General features: G+C 58.6%; 8 protein-coding genes, 4 tRNA genes, 3 rRNA genes and 1 pseudogene. 6 read left to right on the top strand and 10 right to left on the bottom strand.

Translation table 11 applies throughout. The annotated features are described in order from the left end of the window. Window positions 1–2: 2 nt before the first annotated feature. The 6 genes from AC1DYO_RS22870 to AC1DYO_RS22845 all read left to right on the top strand — a co-directional run bounded on the left by AC1DYO_RS22870 (window position 3) and on the right by AC1DYO_RS22845 (window position 4,902). Window positions 3–1,277 carry a glycosyltransferase gene (locus AC1DYO_RS22870; protein ID WP_477266747.1) on the top strand — a complete coding sequence of 425 codons (1,275 nt, stop codon included), beginning with the start codon at window positions 3–5 and terminating at the stop codon, window positions 1,275–1,277. Continuing rightward, window positions 1,274–1,624, top strand: a complete 351-nt coding sequence (locus AC1DYO_RS22865; RefSeq protein WP_477266746.1) for a cupin domain-containing protein — start codon at window positions 1,274–1,276, stop codon at window positions 1,622–1,624. The genes AC1DYO_RS22870 and AC1DYO_RS22865 overlap by 4 nt, the downstream gene beginning before the upstream one ends. A gap of 79 nt (window positions 1,625–1,703) precedes the next feature. Further along, window positions 1,704–2,045: a cupin domain-containing protein gene (locus AC1DYO_RS22860; RefSeq protein ID WP_477266745.1), complete on the top strand. Its 342-nt coding sequence runs from the start codon at window positions 1,704–1,706 to the stop codon at window positions 2,043–2,045. A 22-nt stretch (window positions 2,046–2,067) separates the two neighbouring features. After that, window positions 2,068–2,412, top strand: coding sequence for a cupin domain-containing protein (locus AC1DYO_RS22855; protein WP_477266744.1), 345 nt, complete (start codon window positions 2,068–2,070; stop codon window positions 2,410–2,412). A 20-nt stretch (window positions 2,413–2,432) separates the two neighbouring features. Beyond that, window positions 2,433–3,941 (top strand): aldehyde dehydrogenase family protein, encoded by a 1,509-nt coding sequence (locus AC1DYO_RS22850; protein ID WP_477266743.1) that lies wholly within the window; start codon window positions 2,433–2,435, stop codon window positions 3,939–3,941. Window positions 3,942–4,119: 178 nt separating this feature from the next. After that, window positions 4,120–4,902: a SapC family protein gene (locus tag AC1DYO_RS22845; protein ID WP_477266742.1), complete on the top strand. Its 783-nt coding sequence runs from the start codon at window positions 4,120–4,122 to the stop codon at window positions 4,900–4,902. Between the two features lie 295 nt (window positions 4,903–5,197). On the opposite strand, the gene AC1DYO_RS22840 is transcribed toward AC1DYO_RS22845, so the two are convergent. The 10 genes and pseudogenes from AC1DYO_RS22840 to AC1DYO_RS22795 all read right to left on the bottom strand — a co-directional run bounded on the left by AC1DYO_RS22840 (window position 5,198) and on the right by AC1DYO_RS22795 (window position 13,156). Then, on the bottom strand, window positions 5,198–5,560 hold the full coding sequence (locus AC1DYO_RS22840) for a RidA family protein (RefSeq protein ID WP_477266741.1): 363 nt from the start codon (window positions 5,558–5,560) through the stop codon (window positions 5,198–5,200). 55 nt (window positions 5,561–5,615) lie between these two features. Further along, a tRNA-Met gene (locus tag AC1DYO_RS22835) sits at window positions 5,616–5,692 on the bottom strand. A 157-nt stretch (window positions 5,693–5,849) separates the two neighbouring features. Beyond that, window positions 5,850–5,964 (bottom strand): 5S ribosomal RNA (gene rrf, locus AC1DYO_RS22830). A 277-nt stretch (window positions 5,965–6,241) separates the two neighbouring features. Continuing rightward, window positions 6,242–9,099: ribosomal RNA gene (locus AC1DYO_RS22825) — 23S ribosomal RNA — on the bottom strand. 456 nt (window positions 9,100–9,555) lie between these two features. Further along, window positions 9,556–9,631, bottom strand: a tRNA-Ala gene (locus AC1DYO_RS22820). Window positions 9,632–9,681: 50 nt separating this feature from the next. Beyond that, window positions 9,682–9,758, bottom strand: a tRNA-Ile gene (locus AC1DYO_RS22815). A gap of 279 nt (window positions 9,759–10,037) precedes the next feature. Continuing rightward, window positions 10,038–11,522: ribosomal RNA gene (locus AC1DYO_RS22810) — 16S ribosomal RNA — on the bottom strand. Together the 16S, 23S and 5S rRNA genes with 3 tRNA genes alongside form the textbook arrangement of a ribosomal RNA operon. Window positions 11,523–12,003: 481 nt before the next feature. Next, complete coding sequence (locus AC1DYO_RS22805) at window positions 12,004–12,222, bottom strand: type II toxin-antitoxin system RelE/ParE family toxin (RefSeq protein ID WP_477266933.1); 219 nt, start codon at window positions 12,220–12,222, stop codon at window positions 12,004–12,006. A gap of 78 nt (window positions 12,223–12,300) precedes the next feature. Next, a pseudogene (locus AC1DYO_RS22800) lies at window positions 12,301–12,563 on the bottom strand (type II toxin-antitoxin system ParD family antitoxin); the annotation flags it as partial. 516 nt (window positions 12,564–13,079) lie between these two features. Then, window positions 13,080–13,156, bottom strand: a tRNA-Met gene (locus tag AC1DYO_RS22795). Window positions 13,157–13,184: the final 28 nt, after the last annotated feature.

The raw sequence follows: 13,184 nt of genomic DNA, 5'->3' as shown, positions 1-13,184 counted from the left end.
TGATGGCGCAGAAGACGATCGCCTTTTTTCCCGAAGCGGCCTACGGCCCGGCGCTCAATTCCGTCGGCATCGCCCAGGCGGTCGAGGCGCGCGGCCACAAGGCTGTGTTCCTGTCCGACCCCGGCTTTGTCGATGTCTACAAGGGCTACGGCTTCGAGGCGCACCCGGTGAACCTGTCGGAGCCGATGCCGCCCGAGCAGATGGCCAAATTCTGGGAGGACTTCATCAACGGCCACATCCCGAACTTCCGCAAATCGCCCTACGACCAGGTCGACAACTATGTGAAGGATTGCTGGACCGCGATCGTCGACAGCGCCAAATGGGCGCAGAAGGATCTGCCGCGCGTGCTGGCCGCCATCAAGCCGGATGTGATCTGCGTCGACAACGTCATCCTGTTTCCGGCCATAAAACAGTTCGGCAAGCCGTGGGTGCGCGTCATCTCCTGCTCCGAAAACGAGATCGAGGATGACGACATCCCGCCGCATCTGTCGGGCTGCGGCGAGAACGACCATGTCGGCCATCAGCGCTACCGCGACCATTTCAACGCGGTGATCAAGCCGATCCATGACGACTTCAACGCTTTCCTCACCGCCAACAATGAGGCGCCCTATCCGGTCGGCCAGTTCTTCGAGGCCTCGCCCTATCTCAATCTGCTGCTCTACCCCGAAGCGGCAAAATTCAAGCGCCGACACCCGCTCGACCCGGCGAAGTTCCAGTATCTCGAGGGCTGCGTCCGGCAGGAGAAACCCTACACGGTACCGACCTTCGCCGAGAACAATGACGGGCCGCTGCTCTATGTCTCCTTCGGCAGCCTCGGCGCCGGCGATGTCGATTTGTTGAAGCGCATCATCGCGACGCTGGGCAAGACCCGCTACCGCGCGCTGGTCAATGTCGGCGGCTACAGGGACCAGTATACCGATGTGCCCGGCAACGTCATCGTCGACAGCTGGTTTCCGCAGCCGTCGGTCATCCCGCAGGTCGATGCCGTCATCCACCATGGCGGCAACAACTCGTTCACCGAGTGCCTCTATTTCGGCAAGCCGGCCATCATCATGCCGTATGTCTGGGACGGCCACGACAACGCCACAAGGGTCCAGGAAACCGGCCACGGCTTCGGCATGCCGCGCTATGACTGGAGCGATGCCCAGCTGATCAGCAGGATCGAGACCTGCCTGACCGATCCGAAGATGAGGGCCAAGCTGGCGAAGACCTCGGCGCAGATGCAGGCGCAGAACGGTCCGCAGAAGGCTGCCGGGCTGCTGGAGAAGTTGCTGTGACCTCGTCGGCTCCGCACCTCTATCAGGCTTCCTCCCGCACCGACCTCGTCGACTGGGGCGTCCAACCGGATGCGCTGGACGGTGCTTCGTACTCGACGGGCAAGCTCGTTCACAAGGGGCCGAACAACCAGCCCGAATCCGGCATCTGGGTCTGCACGCCCGGCCGCTGGCGCCTCTCGATCCCGCGCGATGAATTGTGCCATTTCGTCGCCGGCCGCGCGACCTACCGATCGGATGTCGGCGAAGTGATAGAAGTCTCCGCCGGGACCGTGGTCATGTTCCCCGCCGGCTGGACGGGCGAGTGCACCGTGCATGAGACCATGCGCAACGTCTACATGCTGGCCTGAGCATGATCCCGAAAGGTGGGAACCGGTTTCGGACGAGATCATGCTCAAGCAAGGACCTGCAGCAACGGAGCTTCACAACATGCCGACACCGCATTTGCCAAAGGCCTCAACCGTGCAACTGGAGGATTGGGGCGCCGGCAGCAACACACTTGCCGGCTCACCGCGCGCCTCGGGCAAGATCCTGTCGCAGAACCCGGACGGATCGAGTGAATGTGGTCTGTGGTCGTGCACGCCGGGCTCGCGAAAAGTCACCTTTGCCGCCGACGAGTTCTGCCATTTCCTGTCCGGCCATGGGACTTATGTCCACGAGAATGGCGAGGAGGTCCCAGTCGAGGCCGGCACGCTTGTTTTCTTCCCCGCCGGCTGGACCGGCATCTCCGTCATCATTGAAACGCTGACCAAGGCCTTCATGTGCCGCTGAGCTCTTTTTCAAGGAAATCGCTATGACCACGCCCATCATGAAATCGCCGCTCGCCATCACCGACCTCGTCGACTGGGGCGTCATCCCGACCATGATCGAAGGAGAGTCCCACACTTCGGGCAAGCTGCTCTACAAGGGTCCGGAAGGCCGCTCCGAATGCGGCCTCTGGGTCTGCACCCCCGGCAAGTGGCACTGCCATGTCACCCGCGACGAGTTCTGCCACTTCCTCGAGGGCCGCTGCACCTATGTCCATGAGTCCGGCGAGGTCATCGAGATCGAGCCGGACACGGCGGCGTTCTTTCCGCAGGACTGGAAAGGCGTCTGCACCGTCCATGAGACGATCAAGAAGGTCTACATGATCCGCTGAGCGGACCTGAAAGGAAGACCATGGATTTCTCCGCTGACCGGCCGACCTTCTTCGTCAATCCGGACTACCGGCCGATGACCGGCGCGGCAAAACCGGTGATCAACCCCGCGACGCTGGAAACCGTTGGCGCGATTTCTGCGGCCAGCGACAGCGAGATCGACGCCGTACTCACCGCAGCGACCAAGGCGCAAGCCGCCTGGAAAAAACTCGACGCCAAGAGTCGGGCAAAGCATCTGCATGCGGTCGCCAACGCCATCGAGGCGGCCGATTTCACCCGCTGCGCCGAGCTGATGGTGCGCGAGATGGGGAAACCTTACCCAGAGGCGATCGGCGAGATCGCCAATTGCGCGCCGATCTTCCGCTACTATGCCGAAATGGCGCGCGACGATGCAGGCAAGGTCGCCGGCACGACTCAGGCCGGCTCGTTCCAGTATGCGCGCTACGAGCCGTATGGTGTCTCCGTCCACATCATGCCCTACAATTTCCCGATCCTGTTGATGTGTTGGACGGTCGCGGCCTCGCTTGCCGCCGGCAATGCCTGCGTCATCAAGCCGGCCGAGGCGACGACGCTGTCCACGCTCGACTACATGATGGTGTTCCGCTCGCTGCCGCAGGGACTTGTCTCCTGCCTGCCCGGCGCAGCCGCCACCGCGCAGGCATTGATCGCTTCCGACCGCACCCACGCCGTTGCCTTCACCGGCTCGGTCGCCGCCGGCAAGGCGGTGGCCGTCGCCTGCGCCGAACGCATGAAGCCTTGCGTCATCGAGGCCGGCGGCAGCGATCCGCTGATCATCAGCAAGCACGCCCCGTTGGACGTCGCGGCAGCCGGTTCTGTCACCGCCGCCTTCCACCTCAGCGGCCAGGTGTGCACTTCGGCCGAGCGCTTCTTCGTTGTCGATTCGGTGCATGATCGCTTCGTCGAACTGTTCGCCGAAAGAACGCTAGCGCTGCGCATCGGCAACGGCATGGAAAAGACCGAGATCGGCCCGCTGGTCAGCGAGGCCGCCCGGGCCAAGGTCATGCGCCTGGTCGACGACGCCATTCGCAACGGCGCCAAAGCAGTCACCGGAGGCCGCATCCCGCCAGCGCACAATGTGGGCTGGTTCTACGAGCCGACGATCTTGACCGGCGTCACCCCCGACATGGCGATCGTGCGCGAGGAGTGTTTCGGGCCGGTCGCCGCGATCTGCCGCGTGAAGGATTTCGACGAGGCGATCCGGCTTGCCAATGACAGTCCTTTCGGGCTCGGCGCCTCGGTGTTCACTACCGATCTCGCCGAGGCGCATGAGGCGGCCGAACGGCTCGAAGCCGGGATGGTCTGGGTCAACAATCCGCTGATCGACAATGACGCCCTGCCCTTCGGCGGCTGGAAGGCCTCAGGCCTTGGCCGCGAGCTCGGCCGGCAGGGGCTCGATGCCTTCCGCCGCTCGAAGATGGTGATCATCGACCACAAGCCGGCAATCCAGGACTGGTGGTATCCCTACCCCGACAGCTGGTTCCGCGAGAGCGGCGGCCGCAAGCACGTGTGAGGTGATGCGGCAGGGCTTTGCGTCAGCCGATGCCGTGCCGCTCGCTCGCCTTGAATTGCCTGCCTTGCCCGCAAATGTCGCCGCTCGGCGACAAGCTGCCCATAGGCGCTGGCAGCACATTGCACCCTAGCCGCTGCGGGCCTAAACCCGGGTTGGGCGCAAGAGGAGAGCAACGACGATGACCGATGCGAAACAGGAGACGGCCCCGGCCCCGGCGGTCAACGCGTTGCCATTGTTCTACGCAAAGCCCGAGGCACTCAATCCGCTGCGGCACGGTTCGCTTGGCTTGGCCGCGCGGGCCGATTTCTCCTTTGCCCGCACCGCGCACGCAATACCCGTGGTCGCCTCTGAAATGCCGGCGGCGATGCGCTCCTACCCCATCGTCTTCATTGGCGCCGCCAAGGCGCCTGTCATCATCACCGGCCTGCGCCAGGACCAGAACCTGTTCGTCGGCGCCAACGGCAAATGGGCGGAGCCGCATTACATTCCCGCCTATGTCCGCCGCTATCCCTTCATCCTCGCCGATGAATCGAAGACGACAGGCCGCCTGACACTGTGCATAGACCGCACCAGCGATCGCGTCGTTGATCAGGCATCATCGCGCGCAGACGGCGACAAGGTCGCGCCCTTCTTCGACGGCAATGAGCCGGCCGAGGCCTCGAAACAGGCGCTCGCCTTCTGCAGCCAGTTCCAGACCGACTTCAATGCGACGCGGGCCATGATCGACAAGATCGACGCGCACGGCCTGTTCGCACCGCGCCAGAGCAAGGTGACGCTGGAGGGCGGCGAGACCCTCAACCTCACCGACTTCCAGGTGATCGACGAGCCGGCCTTCAACAAATTGAGCGACGACGCATTTCTCGATCTGAGGAAATCCGGCGCGCTGGCGCTGCTCTATTGCCACCTCGCGTCGAGCAATAGCTGGACCTCGCTGGTCTATCAGGCATCGTTGCGGAATTGAGTGGCAACGGCCACAAACGAAAACGGCCCGCACAGAGCGGGCCGTTTTGGATCTGAGCCAGGATCAGAAAGTAAGCCAAGCCTTACTGATAACGCTGGTTGGCGCTATGCGGTCGAGGCGGATTTCCTGCCATGCTGCAGGGATGAAGCCGCTCCGACCAGATCGGCGACGTCTTCGGTCGTGGTAGAAGTGAAACCCGAGGTCGAGCAGACCGCTGACAAGCGGCTTCGGCAGGCGGCAGAAAAGGATGTTCGCTTCAGGCGACTTTGGCGGCTTGACGCGTCCTCACTTAGCCCTAGGAGTCGATGACCGCGATCGCATCGACCTCTATCAGGTAGCCAGGAGACATCACAGCTATGCCGACCACCACGTTTGCTGGCTTGTGCTCCCCGAACAGCTCGATCTGGGCCTGTTCGATGACCGGCACGTGTTCGTCGCGTTTGTAATCGACGATGTAAATTGTGATCTTGCAGACGTGCTCAGGCCGCGCGCCGACGGCGGCAAGCGCACGGCCAAGGTTCCCGAACGCCAGGCGCGCCTGGACTGCGAAATCACCATGGCCAACGAGCTTGCCGTGTATGTCTTCCGGCTGTTGGCCCGAGACGAACACCAGCTTGCTTCCTGTCGCGATGACGACCTGGCTGTAGATTTCCGGCACCGGCAGATCACACCGCCAAATACAAAAAGGCCCGCACGAGGCGGGCCTTTTGATTTGGTTGCGGGGACAGGATTTGAACCTGTGACCTTCAGGTTATGAGCCTGACGAGCTACCGGGCTGCTCCACCCCGCGTCAACCTTATAAGTAAGCCGGAGCCTACCGGATTAGAAGAGCCGCCAAATGAAAGGGCCGCTTGCGCGGCCCGAACTCCCGTTTGGCGGGCCTATCGTAAAAGAGAAGATTCCACTCCATCCAATTTCTGGATGTGAGTTCAACGTGCGTTTGGCAGACCTGGCAGCGACCTACTCTCCCGCGTCTTGAGACGAAGTACCATCAGCGCTGGAGCGTTTCACGGCCGAGTTCGGAATGGGATCGGGTGCAGCCGCTCCGCCATAACCACCAGGTCGGCAAAACGCACGTTGTTCGAGAAGCTTTTTGAGCGAATAGCGATGAGGGAGTAGCGAATAGGGAAGTCCCTACTCTTGCTCTCTCGGAGCTGTTCGCTGGTCTTTGTGTGCCTTGGACGTTCTTTGATCTTGGCGCCTTTCGAAGCGAAGCTCCGCAAGGTCGACCGACCGCCGGCGCTGATGCGCCGCACCCACGTAGCGCCGCCCGCAGGGCGGAACAAGCGTGAGTGAGAACAAACCATTTGACTTCGTCAAATGAGCATAAGGAATGAGAACGATCAAGCCGATCGAACTATTAGTACCGGTAAGCTTCAAGCGTTGCCGCTCTTCCACACCCGGCCTATCAACGTGGTCGTCTTCCACGGTTCTCAGGGAATACTCGTTTTAAGGTGGGTTTCCCGCTTAGATGCCTTCAGCGGTTATCCCGTCCGGATATAGCTACCCTGCTATGCGGCTGGCGCCACAACAGGTCCACCAGAGATCCGTCCATCCCGGTCCTCTCGTACTAGGGACAGATCCTTTCAATATTCCTACACCCACGGCAGATAGGGACCGAACTGTCTCACGACGTTCTGAACCCAACTCACGTACCGCTTTAAATGGCGAACAGCCATACCCTTGGGACCTGCTCCAGCCCCAGGATGCGATGAGTCGACATCGAGGTGCCAAACAACCCCGTCGATATGGACTCTTGGGGGTCATCAGCCTGTTATCCCCGGCGTACCTTTTATCCGTTGAGCGATGGCCCTTCCACGCGGGACCACCGGATCACTATGACCGACTTTCGTCTCTGCTCGACTTGTCAGTCTCGCAGTCAGGCAGGCTTATGCCATTGCACTCAGCGAACGATTTCCGACCGTTCTGAGCCCACCATCGCGCGCCTCCGTTACTCTTTAGGAGGCGACCGCCCCAGTCAAACTACCCACCATACATTGTCCCGGACCCGGATAACGGGCCGCGGTTAGACATCCATAGTAATAAGGGTGGTATTTCAAGGGTGGCTCCACCTGAGCTGGCGCCCAGGTTTCAAAGCCTACCACCTATCCTACACATGCCACTACGAATGCCAATGTAAAGCTATAGTAAAGGTGCACGGGGTCTTTCCGTCTAACCGCAGGAACCCCGCATCTTCACGGGGAATTCAATTTCACTGAGTCTATGCTGGAGACAGCGGGGAAGTCGTTACGCCATTCGTGCAGGTCGGAACTTACCCGACAAGGAATTTCGCTACCTTAGGACCGTTATAGTTACGGCCGCCGTTTACTGGGGCTTCGATTCAGAGCTTGCACCCCTCCTCTTAACCTTCCAGCACCGGGCAGGCGTCAGACCCTATACGTCGTCTTGCGACTTCGCAGAGCCCTGTGTTTTTGATAAACAGTCGCTACCCCCTGGTCTGTGCCACCCTCCTCTACTTGCGTAGAAAAGGGTCACGCTTCTTCCGAAGTTACGCGTGCAATTTGCCGAGTTCCTTCAGCATAGTTCTCTCAAGCGCCTTGGTATACTCTACCTGACCACCAGTGTCGGTTTCGGGTACGGTTTATAAGGAGGAGCTATTTCCTGGAACCGCTCCGCTGCCCGTTCAATCCGATAAGATTGGACAACTTGTGCGATCCGTCACTACCTCCAAGCCCACGAATATTAACGTGGTTCCCATCGACTACGCGTTTCCGCCTCGTCTTAGGGGCCGGCTAACCCTGCTCAGATTAGCTTTAAGCAGGAACCCTTGGTCTTTCGGCGGGGGAGTCTCTCACTCCCCTTACGTTACTCATGTCAGCATTCGCACTTCTGATACCTCCACCACCCCTCACGGGTATGGCTTCATCAGCTTACAGAACGCTCCGCTACCGCTTGGCCCTTGCGGACCAAACCCTAAGCTTCGGTGTATGGCTTTAGCCCCGTTACATTTTCGGCGCAAAGACCCTTATTTAGACCAGTGAGCTGTTACGCTTTCTTTAAATGATGGCTGCTTCTAAGCCAACATCCTGGTTGTTTTGGGATCCTCACATCCTTTCCCACTTAGCCATAACTTGGGGACCTTAGCTGTAGGTCAGGGTTGTTTCCCTTTTCACGACGGACGTTAGCACCCGCCGTGTGTCTGCCGACTAGTACTCCCAGGTATTCGGAGTTTGGTTAGGTTTGGTAATCCGGTGAGGACCCCTAGCCCATCCAGTGCTCTACCCCCTGGGGTATTCGGTCGACGCTCTACCTAAATAGATTTCGCGGAGAACCAGCTATTTCCGAGTTTGATTGGCCTTTCACCCCTAGCCACAAGTCATCCCGAACTATTGCAACAGTTATGGGTTCGGTCCTCCAGTAAGTGTTACCTTACCTTCAACCTGCTCATGGCTAGATCACTCGGTTTCGGGTCTAATGCGACGAACTGAACGCCCTGTTCAGACTCGCTTTCGCTGCGCCTACACCTATCGGTTTAAGCTTGCTCGTCACACTAAGTCGCTGACCCATTATACAAAAGGTACGTGGTGACCCTTGCGGGCTCCCACTGTTTGTAGGCAATCGGTTTCAGGTACTCTTTCACTCCCCTTGTCGGGGTGCTTTTCACCTTTCCCTCACGGTACTAGTTCGCTATCGGTCATGCACGAGTACTTAGGCTTGGAAGGTGGTCCTCCCAATTTCAGACAGGATTTCACGTGTCCCGCCTTACTCGAGGACGATTGATTGCATTACGCGTACGGGGCTGTCACCCACTATGGCCCTACTTTCCAGAAGGTTCCGCTTGTCTCTCAATCGCCACTGGCCTGGTCCGGGTTCGCTCGCCACTACTTCCGGAGTCTCGGTTGATGTCCTTTCCTACGGGTACTTAGATGTTTCAGTTCCCCGCGTTCGCCACTTTATCCCTATGTATTCAGGATAAGTTACCTATTATCGATACTTGGAAACCACAGCAGCAAGTCTGCGCGATCTCAAAGAGATCGTCGCTTAACACTCAATCCTTTTGGGATTTCGCGTCACCCTGCAGCTCTGATTTTCCAAGTACCTTAGGTGGGTTTCCCCATTCGGAAATCTACGGATCAAAGGGTATTCGCACCTCCCCGTAGCTTATCGCAGCGTATCACGTCCTTCATCGCCTGTGCATGCCAAGGCATCCACCAATTGCCCTTAAGACACTTGATCGTTCTCATTGCCAATGCCCACCCGCGCAATCCCGAAGGGATTGTCGCTTCAGCCTTCCCCTTGCGAGGTTAGCGTCCGCGCAATTCCGAAGGAATTGTCGCCTGAACCAGATCCTGTGCGGGATCCAATTCGATGTCATTGGCACAAAAAGACCAGCTTCTCGAGATCGGTTCGAGGGCGCGGTTAGGCAAACCCATCATATGCGGGAGATTGAGCGTCTCCCGCGACAAATCACGAACCTTTCGGCTCATGAAGTTCGAACAAATCTTCTCTTTACGATGTCAAAACAGAACAGGCGGAGAGCTAGTTGCTCGCCGCAAACCTTTTTTACGAATGACTTTTGTCTCATCTCTACTCGACACCTCTTCCGAAGAAGACGCGACAATCCTTGCGGATTGCGCGCTAGCCAAACCGCGACGTGGCGGCTGGAAGCGACAATCCTGCGGATTGCGCGAGTGGTGGAGCCGGACGGGATCGAACCGACGACATCCTGCTTGCAAAGCAGGCGCTCTCCCAGCTGAGCTACGGCCCCTGATTGTTTTCCCGATAGAACCATCAAGAAGATGGCAGAGATCGAGGAGATGGTGGGCCTGGGAGGACTTGAACCTCCGACCTCACGCTTATCAAGCGCGCGCTCTAACCAACTGAGCTACAAGCCCTTAGACTGCGCCGTAGATCGGCTTTCGCCAACGAGACGCACGTCTCGCAAGGCCAACCGGCCGTCGCGGCTCGTGCCGCGCCCTCGCGGAGCGCCAGGCCGAAGGCCGGTACGGCGCGCGAGCGCAAGTCAAAGTCATTCGCTGAAGAAAGAGAAACGAAGGCGGCAGACCCGCTTAAGGTATGCGCGACGGTCAAAGTGACTCTTTGCCGTCTTGTTCCAAGAGAACCGAAAGGCAGAGGCTCAACGAGTGAGCGTTTCCATTAAGGTTCTTCCTTAGAAAGGAGGTGATCCAGCCGCAGGTTCCCCTACGGCTACCTTGTTACGACTTCACCCCAGTCGCTGACCCTACCGTGGTCGCCTGCCTCCTTGCGGTTAGCACAGCGCCTTCGGGTAAAACCAACTCCCATGGTGTGACGGGCGGTGTGTACAAGGCCCGGGAACGTATTCACCGCGGCATGCTGATCCGCGATTACTAGCGATTCCAACTTCATGCACTCGAGTTGCAGAGTGCAATCCGAACTGAGATGGCTTTTGGAGATTAGCTCGACCTCGCGGTCTCGCTGCCCACTGTCACCACCATTGTAGCACGTGTGTAGCCCAGCCCGTAAGGGCCATGAGGACTTGACGTCATCCCCACCTTCCTCTCGGCTTATCACCGGCAGTCCCCTTAGAGTGCCCAACTTAATGCTGGCAACTAAGGGCGAGGGTTGCGCTCGTTGCGGGACTTAACCCAACATCTCACGACACGAGCTGACGACRGCCATGCAGCACCTGTCACCGGTCCAGCCGAACTGAAGGTTCCCATCTCTGGAAACCGCGACCGGGATGTCAAGGGCTGGTAAGGTTCTGCGCGTTGCTTCGAATTAAACCACATGCTCCACCGCTTGTGCGGGCCCCCGTCAATTCCTTTGAGTTTTAATCTTGCGACCGTACTCCCCAGGCGGGAAGCTTAATGCGTTAGCTGCGCCACCGACAAGTAAACTTGCCAACGGCTAGCTTCCATCGTTTACAGCGTGGACTACCAGGGTATCTAATCCTGTTTGCTCCCCACGCTTTCGCACCTCAGCGTCAGTACCGAGCCAGTGAGCCGCCTTCGCCACTGGTGTTCCTCCGAATATCTACGAATTTCACCTCTACACTCGGAATTCCACTCACCTCTCTCGGACTCGAGATACCCAGTATCAAAGGCAGTTCCGGGGTTGAGCCCCGGGATTTCACCCCTGACTTAAATATCCGCCTACGTGCGCTTTACGCCCAGTAATTCCGAACAACGCTAGCCCCCTTCGTATTACCGCGGCTGCTGGCACGAAGTTAGCCGGGGCTTCTTCTACGGTTACCGTCATTATCTTCACCGTTGAAAGAGCTTTACAACCCTAGGGCCTTCATCACTCACGCGGCATGGCTGGATCAGGCTTTCGCCCATTGTCCAATATTCCCCACTGCTGCCTCCCGTAGGAGTTTGGGCCGTGTCTCAGTCCCAATGTGGCTGATCATCCTCTCAGACCAGCTATGGATCGTCGCCTTGGTAGGCCATTACCCCACCAACTAGCTAATCCAACGCGGGCTCATCCATCTCCGATAAATCTTTCTCCCGAAGGACGTATACGGTATTAGCTCCAGTTTCCCGGAGTTGTTCCGTAGAGATGGGTAGATTCCCACGCGTTACTCACCCGTCTGCCGCTCCTCTTGCGAGGCGCTCGACTTGCATGTGTTAAGCCTGCCGCCAGCGTTCGTTCTGAGCCAGGATCAAACTCTCAAGTTTTGAAACTTTGATTGGCTTTTATCTGGTCACGCTTTGAATTGACGAGAACATTCACACCTAGACACTTGCGTGCCTTGGTAGACTTTATTCTCTCAAAACGTGTCCGCCAAAGTCTCGTTCGAACCTCTTATCCCTGGCGGAATAAGAGGTTCAGCCCGAGTGTCGCTTACGCGGCTCTCTTGAATTCTCACAAGGGCTTATTCAGAAGCAAACTGCTTCGCCGCCAGCGGCGCACCGCCCTCGTTCGTGAGGCGTATATAGTCGCCACCCACTCAAACTGTCAACTCCATTCCACGATGTTTTTTCGATTTCTCGCGGAGATATCCACGGGGCTGAAATTCGTGAGTTGGCTTGGCTGAAATTATGAGTGGTGCTGCGCTACGGAGGCTCCCCCCTTCGGCGGCGGACGTGTGCCATCAGCGTCAAAATCACCTGCCCTGCTTTGGCGAATGTCGCCGGCCACGCCAACCTGAGCAGCGCTTCAGAGCCGGCCTTCCAGCAATTCCGCCATGATGTTCCGGCCGGCGGGAAAGCCGCCCGGGATCAACGCATCATCACCATCGAATGCGAGCGACGCTGACGGCGCGCCGGTAGCCGACAATCCGCGGGCCAGACTTGAACCCACTGTGCCGCGGTGCGGAGAAGTCGAGAAGCCGAAGCAATGATCGCGGATGCCGACAATGAAATTCGAAGCGATCACCGGCGACGCGCGGTCAGCTATGTCGTCATAGAGCTGTCCGAGTTCAGCCTTACGCCCTGGGTGGAAGACGATCCGATACTTAGCTTTCAACTGCTTCGCGCGATGCCGCGCCTCAAGTCGCGAAAAACTGTCTCGGCAGGAATACCCTTCGACGGATCCTGTTGGAGCTCGGTCAGGCGCGCCGGGATTTCCTCGCGCAGCCATCTCTCCCGCTCCGCCTCGAAATCCTCAAGCATACGCAGGCCGGCGCGAACAACCTCACTGGCATTGTTGTAACGCCCTGATTCGAGCTGCTTCCTGATGAAGCCCTCGTAATGGTCGTTCAGAGCGTCGTAGGGCATGGCGACCTCCTGGAGATTCTGATGGCGACCAGGACCAATAGAAATAGATGGCGATAATTAGCGGCACGCTCGCATTCCTACGATCTCCCGGCGAGATAACCATCCGCCGCCTGGTTCCGCGACATCGAAATGCTGCCGGTCACAATCGCGCCGGCGCGGATCGAAGATTCACGCCTGGTCACCAGCCGCCATTCTCGTCGCAAACAACGGTCGCGGTTGCCGTGTCGGGCAGAGCCGGGAGCCAATCGGGTTCACTGCGATCTAATTTTCGCTTGGGTGTGATGGCGACTGCGAACATCAGCCTGGACCCATTCCAACTACGCGCCGGACTGCAAGGGCCACCGACAAGGAAGTTCGTTTCGAGAAATTCGGCGCCGGAAGACTTGGGGAACGGGGGAGTTTTTGTTGTGGAGCGTTTTAGCGGCGTTGGCTCCCCGTCCTTGTGGACCTTGGCGAGGACTCAAGTCGGCCGACCGCCAAATACAAAAAGGCCCGCACGAGGCGGGCCTTTTGATTTGGTTGCGGGGACAGGATTTGAACCTGTGACCTTCAGGTTATGAGCCTGACGAGCTACCGGGCTGCTCCACCCCGCGTCAACCTTATAAGTAAGCCGGAGCCTAC

The sequence above is a fragment of the Mesorhizobium sp. P2_F5 genome (assembly GCF_056403715.1).
This window is presented reverse-complemented; position numbering and strand designations above follow the sequence as displayed.

Coding starts and splice junctions, on each gene's coding strand:
- AC1DYO_RS22870 (WP_477266747.1), top strand. CDS start 3: ATGGCGCAGAAGACGATCGCCTTTTTTCCCGAAGCGGCCTACGGCCCG.
- AC1DYO_RS22860 (WP_477266745.1), top strand. CDS start 1,704: ATGCCGACACCGCATTTGCCAAAGGCCTCAACCGTGCAACTGGAGGAT.
- AC1DYO_RS22855 (WP_477266744.1), top strand. CDS start 2,068: ATGACCACGCCCATCATGAAATCGCCGCTCGCCATCACCGACCTCGTC.
- AC1DYO_RS22850 (WP_477266743.1), top strand. CDS start 2,433: ATGGATTTCTCCGCTGACCGGCCGACCTTCTTCGTCAATCCGGACTAC.
- AC1DYO_RS22845 (WP_477266742.1), top strand. CDS start 4,120: ATGACCGATGCGAAACAGGAGACGGCCCCGGCCCCGGCGGTCAACGCG.